This window comes from Fulvivirga sediminis, from assembly GCF_016757215.1.
In the GTDB taxonomy this organism is placed as follows: domain Bacteria; phylum Bacteroidota; class Bacteroidia; order Cytophagales; family Cyclobacteriaceae; genus Fulvivirga; species Fulvivirga sediminis.
This window is the reverse complement of sequence record NZ_JAESIY010000001.1, coordinates 199125-218128: the sequence shown is the minus strand read 5'-3', so window position 1 is coordinate 218128 and position 19004 is coordinate 199125. Positions and strand designations below refer to the sequence as shown.

Below are 19004 nucleotides of genomic sequence, written 5' to 3'. Positions count from 1 at the left end.
ATATAGTTTTAGCATAGAAATTTAAAGCCTACACCATGATGGTTAATAATCTCTACTGAATGATCATCTTTAAGGTATTTTCTTAGTTTAGAAATAAAAACATCCATGCTACGGCCAACAAAGTAATCATCACTTCCCCATACCTCCTTCAAAATATCTTCTCTCTTTACTACTTCCCCTTTATGAGAACATAGAACTCTTAGAACATCAGCTTCTTTTTGAGTAAGCATTTTTTCTTTACCATGCAATTTCAGACTAAGGTTGGAATGATCGAAGACATACTTGCCTATAGCGAAAGTGGAGACACCTGGCTTACGGCTAGTTCTCTTAAGAAAAACCTCAATCCTGTAAATAAGCTCTCTCATATGAAATGGCTTGGTAATATAGTCATCGCCACCTACCTCAAAACCTGTCAGTTTATCTTCCTGCATGGCTTTGGCCGTTAAAAAAATAATCGGCACTTCATTATCAATTTTTCGCAGCTCTTGTGCCAGGGTAAAGCCATCTTTCTTGGGTAGCATTACATCTAAAATGCACAAATCAAAGGACTCATTCTGGTATACAGACAGCCCCTCATCGCCGTTGTAACAACGAGACACTTTATAGCCATGTTGTATCAGGTTATCCTGAATTACAAAACCCAGACTACTATCATCTTCTACCAGTAAAATATTTCTATTTGACATTTAAAAAACTGATTTCAAAAGTACTTCCTCTATCAGGTTCACTGCACACTTCTATGGTTCCTTTATGAGCTCTGGTTACTATTTTAACATAATTCAAGCCCAGGCCAAACCCTTTTACATCATGAATATTTCCCGTAGGCACCCTGAAAAACTGATCAAATATTTTAGTTTGATGCTGCTTACTAATGCCTATACCATTGTCTTTTACTTCTATGAAAACGCGTCCATTTTCATTATGTGTACTGATCATAACCGTAGGGTTAGTAGCACAATATTTAATGGCATTATCTATCAAATTAAAAACTACATTAGTGAGGTGCAGCCTGTCGCCCATAATTTCGGCATTTTCTGCCTCTAGTTGGCAAATGATATCCCCCCCCTTTTCTCCTAAGCCAAGCATCATGCTCTTCTGAGTATCTTCTATGATATGATGCACATTCACCAACTCTGATTTCAGACTAATTTCATGCTTGTTTAAGTTGGCCATTTGCAGCACTCGCTCCACCTGATGCTTCAAGCGAAGGTTTTCATTTTCTATGATCATAGCATAATTTCTAAGCCTTTCTGGCTGCTCTACAATACTTGGATCTTTAAGTACATCTGTAGATAAAGCTATAGTAGCAATTGGCGTTTTAAATTCATGAGTCATGTTATTAACAAAATCCTTCTGAATTTCTGAAAGCCTCTTTTGTTTTAAAATCACGAAAAGAGCATAAGCAAAAAATATTACCACTGTGAAAAGCACAGTAGAAGAAAATATCCATATACCCATCCTATCAGTGATGAAAGAAGCTTTATTCGGAAACTGTACACCAAAATAATAATTCTGATTCTTCCACTTAGGTAGCATAGTGGTAGAGGAAACAGGCCTATCCGGAGTCATAGAAACATAACTACCATACACCATCTTATCGCTGGTGCAGTCATAAATACCGTATTCAAAATCTGCAGAGATATTCCTTTTTTCAAACTCAGATCTTAATAAATGCTCTAAAAGGCCCGCATCTATTTCATTGTTAATCATTACCACATAATAATTAGTAGAAAGCTGTTTGATGGGATTATTTGCAGGTTCTGCATCAGTTAATTTAAAAAAGCTTTGTGCTACATGATAAAGAGCCGTATTCACTTCTCTATCAAAACGCTCCGTTTCGGTATTAAAGGCCTGTTTAAACCAATAGGTTTGAGTCACTACAATACCTATGATAGATATAGCTGCCAATATGACTAGCAAACGGATGGTTGTTCTCCTCATAACTCAAAGCTACTTTTTATTCAATAACTGATTTGATAACAACTTTCAAAGAAATAACATTATAAAAATATCCTGCCTTTTTTCTTATATTAATTGACATAAATTGATCTTTTGAAAATCGTTCTTGAGTATTTCAACCTCTATTTGATGGAAATAAGAGCATGAATTACCGCCTGAGGAGCGTTTAATTACACTAAAAAAATTTCTCAAACAATTAGTATGCATGCATAACATATTTAGTTATATTTGTTAAGCGCACTTTAAAACGATTGCAGTGAAGAGAGAAGAAACTATAGATCATAATATAAAGACCACTTGGCATGCTATATCAAGAATGTATAATCAGCAAGCGGCCAAGGAAGAAATAACTACTTCAATAGGATTTGTCCTTCTCAATATTTCATCAAAAGAGGGCACACCTGCAACCAAAATAGCGCCGCTTATGGGTTTAGAATCCCGAAGCCTCACGAGAGTGCTGAAAAATATGGAAGAGAAAGGTCTAATCTACAGAAAACCCGATGCCTCTGATAAACGATCTGTTAGAATACACCTCACTGATGTAGGCAAACGCAAAAAGGAATTTTCAAGACAAACCGTACTGGCTTTTAATAACCATCTTAAGGAAGAAATTTCAAATGAAAAATTAAACACCTTTTTTGAAGTTATTGAAACCATTAATAGGACTATAGAACATAATAAAATATAAACAACTGAAAACCGTAAAATCAACAATGAGAAGAATTAACAAAGTAGCCGTGTTAGGTTCGGGAATCATGGGTTCCCGCATAGCATGTCACTTCGCGAATATTGGAGTACAGGTGCTCTTGTTGGATATTGTCCCTCGTGAACTCAACGAGCAGGAAAAGAAAAAAGGACTCACCCAAGAAGACAAAGTAGTAAGAAACAGGATTGTACAACAATCTTTTGACACTGCTATAAAATCTAAACCTGCACCACTGTATGACAATGCCTTCGCCAGCAGAGTTTCTTTAGGAAACTTTGATGATGACATGGAAAAGATCAAAGACTATGACTGGATCATAGAGGTAGTGGTAGAAAACTTGGATATTAAGAAAAAGGTATTTGACCAAGTAGAAAAGTACCGCAAGCCAGGCACGCTTATCACATCTAACACTTCTGGTATTCCTATCCACCTCATGCTTGATGGTAGAAGCGAAGACTTTCAAAAACACTTCTGTGGCACGCACTTTTTCAACCCACCACGCTACTTAAAGTTACTTGAAGTTATCCCAACACCTAAAACAGATCCTGAGATAGTAGATTTCTTCATGAACTATGGAGATTTGTATTTAGGAAAAACTACCGTACTATGTAAAGACACGCCTGCCTTTATAGCTAACCGTGTAGGTATTTATGCCATCCTTAAGGTAATAGATACTATGCAAAAGCTAGATCTCAATGTAGATGAAGTAGACAAACTTACAGGACCGGTAATAGGAAGGCCAAAATCCGCTACCTTTAGAACCTCTGATGTAGTAGGTCTTGATACATTAATAAAAGTAGCTAACGGACTATATCAAGGGCTGCCTAATGATGAAGGAAGGGAAATTTTCAAACTACCAGAAGTAGTTTCCAAATTAGAAGAAAACAAGTGGCTTGGAGATAAAACAGGACAAGGCTTCTATAAAAAGACTAAGGATGAAAAAGGTAAAACTCAAATTCTTACCCTTGACCTAAAAACTTTAGAATATAAGCCTAAAGCTAAAGCTAGCTTCGCCACCCTTGAAGCCACCAAACCTATAGACAATTTAAAAGAAAGGTTCAAAGCCCTATTTGCCGGTAAAGATAAAGCAGGTGAATTCTATAGAGACTCATTCTATGCTCTATTCACCTATGTGTCTAACCGTATTCCGGAAATTGCCGATGAGCTTTATAAAATTGATGACGCTATCTGTGCTGGTTTTGGTTGGGAAGTAGGCCCATTTTCTACCTGGGACGCTGTAGGCGTAAAAAAATCCATTGAAAAAATGGAAGAAATGGGCTATAAGCCTAACCAATGGGTATACGACATGCTCGATGCAGGGTTTGACGCCTTTTACACCGTTAAAGATGGCCTGAAGCATTATTATGATATAGAGTCTAAATCATATAAAGCTATACCTGGAGCCGAAGAATATATTATTCTAGATGATATCAGAGGAAGCAAAAAACTTTGGAGTAATGCTGGAGCTTCCATTTTCGACCTTGGAGATGGAGTTCTCAATATAGAATTCCACAGTAAGATGAATACACTGGGCAGCGAAGTAGTAGAAGGAATTAACAAAGCCATTGATATGGCAGAAAAAGACTACCATGGCTTGGTTATAGGAAACCAAGGCGCACAGTTCTCAGCAGGGGCCAACCTCGGGCTTATCTTCATGTATGCCATAGAGCAGGAATATGATGAAGTAGACTTCATGATCAGGCACTTCCAAAACACCATGATGCGCGTAAGGTATTCATCGGTACCTGTAGTAGTAGCTCCTCACGGACTTACTCTCGGTGGTGGTTGTGAAATGACTATGCACTCTGATGTAGTACAAGCAGCAGCAGAAACCTACATAGGTCTGGTGGAAGTAGGCGTTGGCCTTATACCTGGCGGCGGCGGTACTAAAGAACTTACTAAGAGAGTATCTGACTCCCTAGAGGCTGGTGATGTAGAGCTCAATGCATTACAAAACTCATTTATGAACATAGCTACAGCCAAAGTAGCCACGTCAGCTCATGAGGCCATAGGCATGAACATATTAAGTTCAAAAGATAAAATAACTATTAATAAAGACCGACAAATAGCCGAAGCCAAAGCAACTGTACTAGAACTAGCTGAAGCAGGCTATACGCAACCTATTCAGGCAACCAATATTAAAGTACAAGGTAAAACAGGTATGGCTTTATTTATGGCAGGTGTTCACGGCATGAAAATGGGAAGATACATCTCTGATCACGATGTGAAAATAGCCAATAAAATAGCCTATGTAATGAGTGGAGGAGACCTTTCTTATCCTCAGGAAGTATCAGAACAATATCTTCTTGATTTAGAAAGAGAAGCCTTCCTTTCTCTCACTGGAGAAAAGAAAACATTGGAAAGAATTCAGAGTATTTTAACTACTGGAAAACCATTGAGAAATTAAAGAATATAGTATTGAGCAGATAGTAATTAGTACATAGAAGTTAGTAACAATTTAAAAATGAGTAGCTATAAGGATATAAAGGTTGAGCAAAAGCAGTGTCCAGCCTTTGAAAAGTCCCTAATAGACTAGGAGCTATTTACTAAATACTAATCACTAAAACTAAAGAAACAATGAACGCATATATAATAAAAGGATATAGAACAGCAGTAGGTCGGGCTAAAAAGGGTGGCTTTCGTTTCACCCGTCCAGATGACCTGGCTGTAGAAACCATCAAACATTTAGTAAACTCTATTGATGGCCTGGAAAATGAAATGGTGGACGACCTCATAGTAGGTAATGCCGTACAAGAGGCAGAGCAAGGCATGCAGATGGGTAGAATGATTTCCCTCATGGCCTTAGGTATAGACACTCCAGGCATGGTGATCAACCGTTATTGTGGCTCTGGCTTAGAGGCTATTCATCTAGCTTCAGCAAAGATTAATGCAGGCATGGCTGATGTCGTGATTGCAGGAGGAACAGAATCCATGTCTATGGTGCCAGTAATGGGGTATAAAACTGCATTAAATTATAAAATTGCTGCTGAGCACCCTGACTATTACACGAGCATGGGGCTTACCGCTGAGCAGATAGCTCAAGAATGGAAAATCTCCAGAGATGAGCAAGATGAGTTTGCCTATAACTCTCATATGAAAGCTGTGGCAGCTCAGAAAGAAGGAAAGTTTAAAGATGAAATATTGCCGATTACCGTAAAAGAAACTTATGTAGAAGACGGTAAAAAGAAGAATAGAGAATACACCGTAGATACTGACGAAGGCCCAAGAGCGGATACTAGCGTGGAGGTTTTAGGCAAACTAAAGCCTGTATTTGCCGCTGGCGGATCAGTAACAGCAGGAAACTCATCTCCTACTAATGATGGTGCTGCTTTCGTAGTAGTGATGTCAGAGAAAAAAGTGAAAGAACTCGGACTAGAGCCAATTGCCAGATTAGTAAGCTACGCTGTAGCCGGAGTAGAGCCCCGTATTATGGGCGTAGGTCCTACCTATGCAGTGCCTAAAGCACTTGACAGAGCAGGCCTAAAACTTAAAGACATTGACTTAATAGAACTAAACGAAGCTTTCGCTGCTCAATCTTTATCCGTAATACGTGATCTGGAAATGGACATGTCTAAAGTAAATGTAAACGGTGGAGCTATTGCCTTGGGGCACCCACTTGGTAGCACAGGAGCACGCCTATCAATCACTTTGCTCAATGAAATGAGAAGAAGACAAGGCAGCAAATATGGTATGGTCACCGCTTGTGTAGGCGGAGGACAAGGAGTGGCAGGAATATATGAATTCCTGAAGTAAAAAGTGTATAAGACCTAAAATTGAATCAAGCACTTTAAAACATTAATCAACAAAAAATTTGATTTGAGCTATAAGCCTCAATACTACCTTCTAAAAATCTAATTACTTATGAGCACTACAGCAACGGAACAATCAAAAGAAACTACAGAAGCCATAAAAGGTGGTGAGTTTTTAATTAAAGAGACAGACGCCAAAGATGTATTTATTCCTGAAGAATGGAGTGAAGAACAGAAAATGATAGCTCAAACCTGCAAAGATTTTCTAAAACAAGAAATTCTTACCCGATTAGACGAAATAGACTCTATGAAGCAACCTGAGCTTATGCCTTCTCTGCTAGATAAAGCGGGTGAGCTAGGTCTTCTAGGGACCTCTGTACCAGAAGAATACGGTGGATTTGGAATGAATTTCAACACTTCCATGCTAGTAACAGAAGTACTCGGCGCAGGTCACTCCTTTGCAGTAGCCATTTCTGCACATACCGGTATAGGTACACTACCCATTTTATATTATGGCAATGATGAGCAAAAAGCCAAATACCTTCCTAAACTAGCTTCAGGAGAATGGAAAGCTTCATACTGTCTTACAGAACCAGATTCAGGATCTGATGCTAACTCAGGCAAAACCAAAGCCAAGCTTACTGATGATGGAAAACACTACATTATCAACGGACAAAAAATGTGGATAACCAATGGCGGCTTCGCTGATGTATTCATAGTTTTTGCCAAAATTGATGATGACAAAAACCTCTCTGCCTTTATCGTAGAAAAAGACTTCGGCGGTATTACCATGAATGAAGAAGAGAAAAAAATGGGAATTAAGGGCTCTTCTACCAGACAAATCTTTTTCAATGACTGCAAAGTACCAGTTGAGAACATGCTTTCTGAAAGAGAAAACGGCTTTAAAATAGCAGTAAACATTCTTAACATAGGCAGAATTAAACTAGGTGCAGCAGCCATAGGTGGTAGCAAGGCAGTAATAGATAATGCTGTAAATTATGCAAATGAAAGAAAGCAATTCGGCACAGCTATCTCCAGCTTTGGCGCTATCAAACATAAATTGGCTGAAATGGCCACTAAAGTTTATGCCTCTGAATCAGCTCATTATCGCGCAGGCCAAAATATTGATGATGCTTATGAAAGACTAGTGCAAAATGGCATGGAACCGGCTAAAGCCAGATTAAAATCAGTAGAAGAATTTGCTATTGAATGTGCAATCTTAAAAGTTCACGGTTCTGAAATACTAGATTATGTTACAGATGAGGGTGTACAAATCTATGGAGGTATGGGTTTCTCTGCAGAAAGCCCTATGGATCGCGCTTATCGTGATGCACGTATAAACAGAATATTTGAAGGAACCAATGAGATCAATAGAATGCTCTGTATTGATATGCTCCTAAAAAGAGCTATGAAAGGCCACTTAGATCTTATGAAACCCGCCATGGAGGTACAAAAAGAACTGATGTCTATTCCTGACTTTGGGGCCTCTGACGATGAAACCTTATTTGCTAAAGAGAAAAAAGCATTACTCAACCTGAAAAAAGCAGGACTTATGGTAGCGGGAGCCGCCGTTCAAAAGTTCATGCAAAAACTTAGCAGTGAACAGGAAATTCTCATGAATCTCGCTGACATGCTTATTGAAGGCTATGTGGCAGAATCTTGCTTATTGAGAGTGGAAAAACTAGTAGCCCAAAAAGGTGAAGATGCTATGAAAATAGAAGCTGACATGATGAGAGTATATCTCTATGAAGCAGTTGAAAAAGCAGCATCTGCTGGAAAAGAGGCGATATATGCTTTTGCACAAGGAGATGAACAGCGTATGATGCTTATGGGATTAAAAAGGTTTACCAAGCTAGAGCCTTTTAACCTTAAAGATGCTCGCAGAAGAATTGCTGATCATATCATCGAAAAAAATGAGTACACCTTCTAAAAGAAATAAAAAAACTCTCTTGTAATTGCAAGCCATAGATTCTTTAAGAATTTATGGCTTCTTTTTTTAATATAAATCAAATCCAGAAACATTATTTTTAATATATATGTTATGATCCTTCAGTGACCCAAATATAATCTAGTGTATAAAAACAGGGTGAAATATTTTGCTTATGGCTCTAACATGGATATAGAGCATCTGGAACGATTAAAAGTGAAAGTGTTTAAAGCAGAGCCTGCAATTTTACCAGAATACCAACTAACCTTTAACGTGAAAGACTATGATTTGCCAGGGGTTGGGTATGCTAATATTATTCAAAGCTATACTGATCAAGTGGAAGGCATTTTGATCACTACAGACGAGGCATCAGTAACTTATATAGATCTTTATGAAAACTTTCCGGTAGACTATAAAAAAGAGAACCATAAAGTGAAGCTTAGGAATGGAGAGACTGAAACAGCTTATTTGTATATAGCCAATGATTCTCGTTGTGAGGAAGGATTGAAACCTCTTAATAATCATTTATTTCATCTGCTAAAAGCAAAGCACTTTATAAGTGAGGAATATTATGAAAAACTGAAGCAAATAGATTCTATCCCTGTATCTGAGTATAAATAACTTTTAACAATTTGAAGCTGTTAGCTTATACATGGAAGCCTCCATTGTATTTCCACATCAGCTATACTACCCTAACCCTGCCATAAAGAGTGATAGGAAGGTTTACCTTATTGAGGACCATCTTTATTTTACCCAGTTAAAATTTCATAAGAAAAAAATATGGCTGCACCGCGCTTCCATGAAATATTATGAAAGCTACCTAAATCAAAAAGAATATACCACCAAATATATTGATGCTCATTCACATACTAGCCTAAACCACTTTTTCGAAAAAATCCTGGATAAAAGGGTCAATGTGATTCATTATGTAAAAACAACTGACTTCCTCCTCGAAAAAAGACTTCGAATAAGTGCCAGAAAATATTCAATTGATCTTATAGCTTACGATAGTCCTGGCTTCCTATCCACACCTGTAGATTTAAAGGAAATGTTGCCAGATAGAAAATATTTCATGGCTAGTTTTTATAAAAAGCAACGTATTAAACATGATATCTTAATTAACAATGGCGAGCCTCAAGGAGGCAAATGGAGCTATGATGAGGAGAACAGAAAAAAATTACCAAAAGATATATCTATTCCCGAGCCATATCAACCACAAGAAAATCATTACGCGCAAGAAGCCAAAGAATATGTAAAAAAACACTTTGATCAAAACTACGGTAGCTTAGAGGGAGTGAGCTACGCTATTACTCATTATCAGGCAGAACAATCACTCATAGACTTTTTAGATAACCGCATGCAACTCTTCGGAGATTATGAAGATGCTATAAGTAAAAATGACCACTTCCTTTTTCATTCTGTACTTACACCTGCTTTAAATATTGGCTTAATTACACCAAAAAAAGCTATAGAAACTCTTTTCAAAAAACATGAAGAACACAATTACCCACTTAACTGTCTAGAAGGGTTTGTTAGGCAAATAATAGGCTGGCGAGAATTTATGCGTGGCATTTATGCCTTTGAAGGAGTTTTTGAACGAACCAATAATCATTTTAACCACAACAGAAGAATACCTCAGTCATTTTGGGGTGCCACTACAGGCATAGAACCTATTGACAATACTATTAACAAAGTGCTACAAACGGGCTACTGCCATCATATAGAGCGACTAATGATTTTGGGCAACTTCATGCTGTTGTGCGAATTTGATCCTGACGATATTTACTCTTGGTTTATGTCTCTTTTTATTGACGCTTATGACTGGGTTATGGTACCCAACGTATATGGCATGACACAATACGCCGATGGGGGACTTATTACCACCAAGCCTTACATTTCCAGCTCTAATTATGTACTCAAAATGAGTAACTATAAAAAGGGCAAATGGTGTGAAATATGGGATGGCCTCTATTGGCGCTTTTTAAATACCCATCAAAATGAATTCCGTAAAAATCATCGCATGTCATTTGTGGTTAAAATGTTGGAAAAAATGGATAAAAAAACGCTTCACCAACATATAAACATAGCAGAAGAATTTTTAAATAATCTCTAGAGAGTCAGTATTTTCATTTTAACACTAATTGGTTTTCCTGCCTCTCCTTTCTCCTCTTTACTCCATTTTAGCTTTATGCGATCTTCTTTTACACCTCTTCCTTCAATATAGGTTTTAATTGCTTCAGCCTGTTTCTCGCTACGGTCATTATGATAAATCTTGATCAACCTAAAAGCAGGTTCATGATCGTCCATCTCCAAACTATCTCTTTCCTCTATCCCAACTTTAGCAGTATTTATACTCTGCACTGTATCCATTGAGGCTTTTGTATTAGAATGAGCCTCATAAGTGGTATCCATTTTCACCTCAGTCAGCATCTCTGAAGCTACGGAATCTTCCTGATAGTTATTGGAAACCACCTCAATTTCCACCTTCATTTCTCCATTCTTTCTAAGCAAATCAGCCACACGCCTCAACTCAAAAACACCATCTTCATCCAGAACAGCGGAATTTTCTTCAAATAGTACATCCAGCGGATATTGTGATCCTGCTTTCATAGGTTCAAGAGAAATATTTAAAATCTCTTTGTCACGAGAGCCTACTTCTTTAAGGTCATATATTTTTGAAAAATACATATACCCTTTATTTTCAACATCTAAAGAAACATCATATACAGAACCTTCTTTGAGAACTATGGCAAATTCTCCCTTTTTACCTACCTTCTCATTCCATAACCGATCTCTCATATCTACGTTGAAAACAGTAAGGTTGGCGTTTAGAGGTTCATTTGTTACTCCATCAGTTACTTTTCCCCTAATTCTCATCACCTTGCTCGGTTGAAATTCTTCAGGTATAAGTATCTCTGCTATTTCTCTATCCTTTATACCATCTATCTCTGCATACATATACCTTCCTTTAGCCGGAATACTAATAAACTGATCATCTTTCTCAGTATTAATAAAATCCATCGGAACGGGATCGGACCAGCCATCACCTTCTTTCCGACTCATGAACAAATCAAAACCTCCTTTTCCTCCCATTTGATCAGATGAAAAAATCAAAGTTTCACCATCCGCTAATATCCTTGGCACCTGCGAGTTACCAGTATTAATATTATCCGGCAAAGGCACTGGCTCCTCCCAGCCATTATAAGTTTTTTTAGCTACCATGAGTTTACAACCACTGGCTCCTTGATAGGCTTCCATTTGATCACACCTCATAAAATAAAGATATTCACCATCGGGCGAAAGCATTCCACAACCATCATTGGTACTACTATTGATAGGTTTACCAAAGTTTTTAGGAGCTTCCCAGTCATCTCCTCTGCGGTTACTATACCATAAATCAAAGCCTCCCAAACCAGATTTTCTAGAAGTAAAAATCATTAAATCACCATCAAAGCTAAGACTATAGCCTCCTCTGAAATTTAAAGTGGCCCTATTAATCAACTTATTGACTTCCAACCCGTCATTCCAGGTAGAAACTGTTTTTTTTGTGGCCCAGCGCATGCCATGGTAACCGTCATCGGTATAGTCAGATAAAAAAACAATAGTTTTACCATCTCCACTAATAAAAGGAGCAAACAAGTTAATGGAAGGCCTATTAATGTTAGGAGGAAGTGGTCGAACCTCAGTTTGAGAAACCCCTTTTAAAGCAACAACATAGCACAAAAGCACAGAAAAAAAGATGCCTTTCATAGAAACAGCTATTTAGTTATAAATCTAAATATAAGGATTTTAGCAAAAACATTTCCAAAACAAATCCCTAACTTCAAGCTTGCAAATAAGAATACGCCAGTGAGAGTCTACTTACTTTTAATTATCACCTTCCTGCTAGGCTGTGCTTATAAGAGTATGTCACAACAGCTAGAGACTGTTATTCAACGAGGTCATTACGGGCCTATCAAATCAGTGGCCTTTACTCCTAATGGAAAGTACCTGCTCACGGGCAGTAAAGATAACACCATTAAACTCTGGGATTTTGAATCAGGCCGTGAGATAAGAACCTATTTTGGACATACCGCCACGGTAAAAGACATAGCAATTACCTCAGATGGACTCCATTTTGTTAGTGGCAGTGAAGACGGCACCGCCAAACTATGGGAAATAGTATCTGGCAAAATCATCCGAACTTACGAAACACCTAAAACTCAGCTTAACAAAGTTGCTTTAAGCAATGATGACCAAATGCTTTTTACTGGTGGGTATTCTTGGAAAGGATACATTTGGAATCTACAAACCGGAGATACCATAAGAAGCTTTCGCACCGATGCTGATCATAGCATGGGGTATGGCATATCTGCAGATTTCAGTAAAAATGGAAAATACCTGGCTATAGGAAATGATAATAACACCACCACTATTTTTGATGTGCAAAGTGGTGAACAGATGGGTCAAAACCAACCGAAAAACCACAGCTGCGCAGGATGTGCCACTAAAGTTCAATATAGCCAAGACGGACAGCTACTTGTGATGGCCCCCAATAGGCAGCCCATTCAAATACAGGATTTGGAAACTAATGAAGGCTTTTCTATTGATACCCAACTACCTCACTATGAAGCTATAGACATTCAATTTGACAATAGCGCTATTTTGATCTTGGGTGAAGATTCGTTAAAAGTATATGAATGGCCACAAAAAACATTGTTATATGCTATTGCACTAGAGTATGAAAAGTCTGCTACTGATGCTGTCTTTAGTCCTGATGGTAAGCAAATTGTAATAGTAAGTGATGATCAAAGTATTAACATATACGATGCCTTCACTGGCCAGCTCATAAAAAAGATGGGAGGGTACTTGGTAAACCAAGACAAAGGAGGTCTAGACTATGACCCTAATTCTCGCTGGGATTATTACATAAAAAAATACACGGACCTTAAAAATGATTTTGCCATTTCTCCTGATGGGAAATACCTGGCCAAAGGTAAAATTGGCAATGTGGTAAGGCTTTGGGATATAAAATCTGGCACCTTGATACGCGAGTTTATAGGCCATGAAAAAGCTATAATTACCTTAGTATTTACCCCTGACGGCAAACAACTGATAACCGGAAGTGCTGACCGCACCATAAGAATATGGGATGTAGCTACTGGAAAGCAACTAACAATATTAAAAGGCCATAGAGATGTCATATTTTCTCTCAATGTAAATCAGGAAAATAATCAAATAATAAGCGGTAGCTGGGATGGCACCGCTAAGAGATGGAACTTAAATACCGGAGAGCTTATAAAAAGCTATAACTTTAGCCAGGCCTCTCCTTACAAAATAGATTTCTTTAAATCCGACCTCTATGCAATAGTGGCTAGCCTAGATGAAAAACTAAGTCTATACGAGATGGACTCAGGTACTCCTGCCAGAGAGTTTATAGGACATTCGGATGTTATCAGCTCCTTCGCCGTTACGCCTGACCAGCAAAATGTAGCCTCTGTATCCTGGGATGGTAGGCTTAAATTTTGGAACGTAGCTACCGGATTACAAGAATGGAGACTCAATTTTAATGTTCCTCTTTATTCCGTTTGCTATAATAAAAACGGCAACCAATTAGCTGTAGGAAGTAATGACAGGGTCATACGCATTGTTGACCCGAACACAAAACAAGTAACAAAAAAACTAAAAGGGCACCAAGCTGCAGTTACCAACCTATCTTTTTCTGATGATAATGAATACCTTATTAGCTCAAGTGAAGATGGCATGATTAAAATTTGGGACACTGAAAGTGGGCAAGAAATTATCACATATATTATTCTGAACGGAAAGGACTGGATGGTCATCAGCCCTAAAGGGTATTTCAATGGCACCCCTGATGCTTTTGATAAAGTAGCTTTTGTAGATGGCATGAAAAGTTATAGTGCCAGCCAGTTTTTTGAAAAATATTATGAACCTGATTTATTAGAAAAAGTCTTCAACAAATCATCTAAAAATCACTTACACATCAATGAACAGATAAAAAAGTCTCCACCTCCCAAAATTGATATACTTACTCCTCATCAGGGAGAAACACTTAAATCCGGAAAGGCTTCAGTACTTATTCGAATAATTGATCAGGGTGGAGGCATAGATGAAATTATACTGATGAATAATGGGAAAGCAGTACCGATTGAAAATCAAGTTCAGAAAGGCAATACTATAGTCGTCAATCAGGAAATAGAGCTAGTGCCAGGTAAAAATGAAATATCAGCAATAGCATTTAGCCAAGGCAGAGTACAATCAGACATTAAAAAAGTGAGCATTCAAATGGAGGGAAGGCTTAGCTCTACGCTTTACCTGCTCTCCATTGGCATTAATAAATATAAAAACACAGACCTTAACCTCAACTATGCGGTAGCAGATGCCTCTGGGTTTTCGGATATAATCTCTCATAAATCAAAGAAACTTTTTGAACGAATAGAAGCTATATCTTTGATTAATGAAGAAGCTTCTCGAGAAAAAATACTCACCACACTGGATCTTCTAGCCAAGAGAGCTAAGCCACAAGATGTTTTGTTTTTTTATTATGCCGGCCATGGCAGCATGTCAGACTCAGAGTTTTACTTTATCCCCTCTGATAACATCAAGCTATATCATAAAGATAAACTAGCTAAAGATGCCATTAACGCTTATGAAATTCAGAGCAAACTAAAATCAATAGCCGCTTTAAAGCAAGTGCTTTTTATTGATGCCTGCCAATCTGGTAGTGGAGTAGAGGTACTAGCCGAAAGAGGATCAGAAGAGGAGAAAGCACTAGCACAGCTCGCCAGAAGCACCGGAACCCATGTGCTTGCATCAGCAGGAAGTGAACAGGCAGCAGTGGAATTTAAGGAACTAGGACATGGAATCTTCACTTATGTGCTGCTAAAAGCACTTAATGGTGATGCCGACGGTGCCCCTAAAGACGGGAAAATTACTGTATATGAACTCAAATCCTTTTTAGAAGATCAAGTGCCAGAGTATTCCAGAAAATATAAGGGTAAAATGCAGTTTCCTAACTCCTTCTCACATGGCCATGATTTTCCTATAGTAATAGATTAATTAGTGACTATTGCATAGCTAATGCGTTAACTTAGCAAAGTAGAACCTAATAAGTTATTATGGAATTAAATTATAAAGCAATAGGAGAGGGAAAGCCTCTAATCATACTACACGGCGTATTTGGGTCAGCAGATAACTGGCTCACTATAGCTAAAGAACTAGCAGAACATCACTTTAAAGTATATTTATTAGACCAAAGGAATCATGGAGATTCACCACACAGTGATGAATTTTCTTACCAGGCTATGGCCGATGATCTGCATGAGTTTATTGAGAAGCATGAGCTGGATAAGCCATTTATATTAGGCCACTCCATGGGCGGAAAAGCAGCCATGAAATTTTCGGTTAACTATTCTGATGAGTGGGAAAAAATGATAGTGGTAGACATAGCCCCAAAAGCTTACCCTGTACATCATGACAAAATATTAACAGGATTAAAATCAATTGATCTTGATGCCATTAAATCGAGAGGAGATGCTGACAAACAACTCTCAGAGTATGTTCCTGACCTCGGCACCAGGCAATTTCTTTTGAAAAACCTGGCTCGAAATGAGAGTGGAGGCTATAAATGGAAGATTAACCTGGATGTAATCAACGAAAAAATAGAGGCGATAGGAGAAGGTCAGGAAGATAGACTAGCTATTGAAAAAGAAGTACTATTTATCAGAGGAGGCAAATCAGATTATGTTCAGGATAGCGATATTATTCTTATCACTCAGCTATTTCCTAATTCAGAAGTAAAAACAATAGAAGGGGCAGGACACTGGGTGCATGCAGAGAAAAGCGAAGAAGTGATTAAGCTCATTCTGGACTTCCTTAGATAAAAACAGTTTATCCTTTCAGCTTCTGGATAATAAAAACAATTAATGACAGCAGCACACTTAATATAATGCTGCTCATCACAGGAAAGTAGAACCGAAAGTTTTCCCTTTTGATATCAATATCTCCAGGGAGCTTTCCTAAAAAAGGTATTTTTATTTCAAAATGGAGTATCATGCCTATGATAACCAGAATGACTCCTATAATTATCAGAAATTTAGCCATCATACCTTAAAATTGACAAACAATTAGCAAACGTACAAAATAAAAAAACCGTCCCTTTCGAGACGGTCTTTCCCTCATGAATAAACGCTACTACTGTTATTGTATATCAATTGATTTCGTAAATAATCTGCCTGCCAGGTTAAATCTCAAAGTGTAGATACCCGGATCAAGCTTCGACATATCATATCTTTTGTTAACAGATTGGCTATCAGCCAAAGTGTCTTCATAGATAATGTCGTTGGTGTTGTTAAGAATGCTAAACTTCATTGGTACATTTAAGTACTTTAGCATTGCTATATCCACCTGGTTTCCTTTTTGGAATACCTGCGGTTTGAAGATAGCTACTCTGTTATCACTCTCAATACTCAACTTCCCTTGAGCTATCTCTAATGAATAAACATCTATTTTCTGAGCATTTTCAATTTCAAGAAAATAGCTACCGTCAGGTAAATCGGCCACATCAAACTTTTTGGCGTAACCATCTTTTACATCCGCATGTCTCTCTGCGTAAAGTTCAAAATCATTTCTGTCTCTTAATGATATCTGAAGATCAGTGGGATTAGCAGATTTTACTATTACTACAAATTTCTTCCCATCAAATCTCTTCACCTTTACATATGGAGAAGCACCGGAGGCAAACGAAAGTAGTGATGTTGAGAACAAGATCACTAGTAGGCTGTTTTTAATAAGTTGTTTCATCTCTTATTGCGTTTTGTTTGCAAATAAATCTTTTACAAACATAGACGTAAAAATGACGGTTCACTACTACCCGATTTACAACTTTATGTGCTAAATTAACTTCATATAAAGTTAACATTATAGGGCGGGTTAATATTGCATACAATGGGGTTAATTTTATATATTTGCGCTATTAAAGCATGATTTTTAACGGGTATCGTAGATGGCAAAAAAACCGAGATTAGAAAAGATTAACCCTGCGTTTGGAACATCATTTCACGTGAAGAGATACGCAGATCCGTGCAGAAACAAGCTACCTTATTGGCACATACACCCTGAAATGGAGATTGCCTATGTAAAAGGTGGTAGTGGTAAGAGACATATCGGTAATCAGATGTCCTATTTTAGCAATGGAGATTTGATATTTATCGGAGCGAATTTACCACACTTTGGGTTTACTGATAGGCTTACAGCTAATAGCTCAGAAACTATCATTCAAATGAGAGAAGATTTTCTTGGGCCAAATTTCTTTGACATACCTGAGATGTCCGCTATTAAAAAGCTTATGGAACGCTCCAAGAGAGGAGTTGTTTTTCATGGCGAGACCAAAGAAAACACAGGAGCTAAAATTGAAAACCTAGTTAACCTAGACCCTCTGGAAAGAATCGTAAGCTTATTAAGTATTTTAAAGGAACTAGCCATATCGGAAGAATATACAATACTTAACGTAGACGGCTATGCTATGGAAATTGAACCTCAAGACAATGAAAGGATCAATTTAGTATATAAATATGTGAGAGAAAATTTCCAAAGGCCTATAAGTCTGGAAGAAATATCTGACAAAGTGAGCATGACCGTTCCTGCCTTTTGCAGATACTTCAAAAAGATATCTGGTAAAACCTTTACACAGTTTGTAAATGAGTACCGCTTGGTACATGCTTCCAAGCTACTTTCTGAAAGCCATACTAGCATCACAGAAATATCTTTCGAATGTGGGTTTAACAACTTTTCACACTTCAATAAGCAGTTTAAAGCCTTTACAGGCAAAAGCCCTTCTAAATACAGAAGTGAATTAAAAAAAGTATTGAATTAATTTCCTATAGATGGCATATGGCATTTTGTACTTGATACCCTCAAGTATTTCAGAGAACCAGACTGACGTAATACCCGAACAAGTAAGACAAGTAATAAAGAATACTGAACACTTTGCAGTAGAAAATGTAAGAACGGCGAGAAGGTTTATCAGTAGCCTTAAACTGGGCCTAACCATTGAAGAACTGCAATTTGAAGTTCTTGATAAAAAGACCACCGATAGCACTGTAGAAAAAATTCTCAAACCCTTGCTACAAGGAAAAAATGTAGGAGTAATATCAGAATCTGGATGCCCAGGCATTGCCGATCCTGGCTCTAGAGCAGTAGCTTACGCGCATAAAAAAAATATCAGAGTAGTTCCTTTAGTAGGGCCTTCCTCTATTTTTCTGGCTTTAATGGCTTCTGGTTTTAACGGTCAAAAGTTTGCTTTTCATGGGTACCTTCCTATAAAAAAGAAAGAGCTCGAAACCGCGATCAAGCAACTAGAGGCGGACTCAATCAAGCATTTGCAAACACAAATATTTATTGAAGCTCCGTATAGAAACAATCAAATGCTGGAAACATTGACCAAAACCTGCCGCCCTTCTACTCAAATATGTGTAGCCAAAGATGTTTCAGGAACTGAAGAGTTTATAAAAAGCCAAACAGCAGCAGAGTGGAAAAAGCAAAAAATAGAGCTTCATAAAGTACCTACTGTATTTATTTTATTTTCCAGTTAATTTGAGCAATTGATACGATTTTTTTTTACTTTAAATTCAGGTAATTTTGCCCGACTTTAAAACCAAACAAT

At 37.7% G+C, this 19004-nt stretch carries 15 protein-coding genes; 10 read left to right on the top strand and 5 right to left on the bottom strand.

Translation table 11 applies throughout. From position 1 onward, the window contains the following. Positions 1–8: 8 nt before the first annotated feature. Together JL102_RS00990 and JL102_RS00985 are read right to left on the bottom strand one after the other, a co-directional pair. Positions 9–686, bottom strand: coding sequence for a response regulator transcription factor (locus JL102_RS00990; RefSeq protein ID WP_202241724.1), 678 nt, complete (start codon positions 684–686; stop codon positions 9–11). After that, a complete protein-coding gene (locus JL102_RS00985; protein ID WP_202241723.1) occupies positions 676–1941 on the bottom strand; it encodes a sensor histidine kinase in 1266 nt (421 codons plus the stop codon). The genes JL102_RS00990 and JL102_RS00985 overlap by 11 nt, the downstream gene beginning before the upstream one ends. A 274-nt stretch (positions 1942–2215) precedes the next feature. Here JL102_RS00985 and JL102_RS00980 point away from each other — a divergent pair, with 274 nt between their 5' ends. From JL102_RS00980 to JL102_RS00955, 6 genes are all read left to right on the top strand, one after another. Beyond that, entirely contained in the window at positions 2216–2647 is a 432-nt protein-coding gene (locus JL102_RS00980; protein WP_202241722.1) for a MarR family winged helix-turn-helix transcriptional regulator, read from the top strand. Between the two features lie 25 nt (positions 2648–2672). Beyond that, positions 2673–5072: a 3-hydroxyacyl-CoA dehydrogenase/enoyl-CoA hydratase family protein gene (locus JL102_RS00975; protein WP_202241721.1), complete on the top strand. Its 2400-nt coding sequence runs from the start codon at positions 2673–2675 to the stop codon at positions 5070–5072. Positions 5073–5242: 170 nt separating this feature from the next. Then, the gene (locus JL102_RS00970) at positions 5243–6418 is read left to right on the top strand and encodes a thiolase family protein (RefSeq protein WP_202241720.1); all 1176 of its coding nucleotides are present in this window, start codon (positions 5243–5245) and stop codon (positions 6416–6418) included. 108 nt (positions 6419–6526) lie between these two features. Then, positions 6527–8344 (top strand): acyl-CoA dehydrogenase family protein, encoded by a 1818-nt coding sequence (locus JL102_RS00965; RefSeq protein WP_202241719.1) that lies wholly within the window; start codon positions 6527–6529, stop codon positions 8342–8344. Between the two features lie 141 nt (positions 8345–8485). Then, positions 8486–8962, top strand: coding sequence for a gamma-glutamylcyclotransferase family protein (locus JL102_RS00960; RefSeq protein ID WP_202241718.1), 477 nt, complete (start codon positions 8486–8488; stop codon positions 8960–8962). 31 nt (positions 8963–8993) lie between these two features. Continuing rightward, a complete protein-coding gene (locus JL102_RS00955) occupies positions 8994–10454 on the top strand; it encodes a cryptochrome/photolyase family protein (RefSeq protein ID WP_202241717.1) in 1461 nt (486 codons plus the stop codon). Here the strand turns inward: JL102_RS00955 and JL102_RS00950 are convergent. Beyond that, complete coding sequence (locus tag JL102_RS00950; RefSeq protein WP_202241715.1) at positions 10451–12091, bottom strand: TolB-like translocation protein; 1641 nt, start codon at positions 12089–12091, stop codon at positions 10451–10453. The genes JL102_RS00955 and JL102_RS00950 overlap by 4 nt on opposite strands. Positions 12092–12190: 99 nt before the next feature. Between JL102_RS00950 and JL102_RS00945 the strand changes: the two genes are divergently transcribed. Further along, positions 12191–15400 carry a caspase family protein gene (locus JL102_RS00945; protein WP_202241713.1) on the top strand — a complete coding sequence of 1070 codons (3210 nt, stop codon included), beginning with the start codon at positions 12191–12193 and terminating at the stop codon, positions 15398–15400. Between the two features lie 59 nt (positions 15401–15459). Continuing rightward, positions 15460–16224 carry an alpha/beta fold hydrolase gene (locus JL102_RS00940; protein ID WP_202241711.1) on the top strand — a complete coding sequence of 255 codons (765 nt, stop codon included), beginning with the start codon at positions 15460–15462 and terminating at the stop codon, positions 16222–16224. A 7-nt stretch (positions 16225–16231) separates the two neighbouring features. Here JL102_RS00940 and JL102_RS00935 read toward each other — a convergent pair whose 3' ends face one another. Continuing rightward, positions 16232–16447 carry a DUF2905 domain-containing protein gene (locus tag JL102_RS00935; RefSeq protein WP_237390281.1) on the bottom strand — a complete coding sequence of 72 codons (216 nt, stop codon included), beginning with the start codon at positions 16445–16447 and terminating at the stop codon, positions 16232–16234. Positions 16448–16540: 93 nt separating this feature from the next. Continuing rightward, positions 16541–17143: a hypothetical protein gene (locus JL102_RS00930; RefSeq protein WP_202241709.1), complete on the bottom strand. Its 603-nt coding sequence runs from the start codon at positions 17141–17143 to the stop codon at positions 16541–16543. Positions 17144–17345: 202 nt separating this feature from the next. Here JL102_RS00930 and JL102_RS00925 point away from each other — a divergent pair, with 202 nt between their 5' ends. Both JL102_RS00925 and JL102_RS00920 read left to right on the top strand, forming a co-directional pair. Then, on the top strand, positions 17346–18215 hold the full coding sequence (locus tag JL102_RS00925; protein ID WP_202241707.1) for an AraC family transcriptional regulator: 870 nt from the start codon (positions 17346–17348) through the stop codon (positions 18213–18215). Between the two features lie 10 nt (positions 18216–18225). Continuing rightward, entirely contained in the window at positions 18226–18933 is a 708-nt protein-coding gene (locus tag JL102_RS00920) for an SAM-dependent methyltransferase (RefSeq protein ID WP_202241705.1), read from the top strand. The last annotated feature ends 71 nt before the right edge of the window (positions 18934–19004 follow it).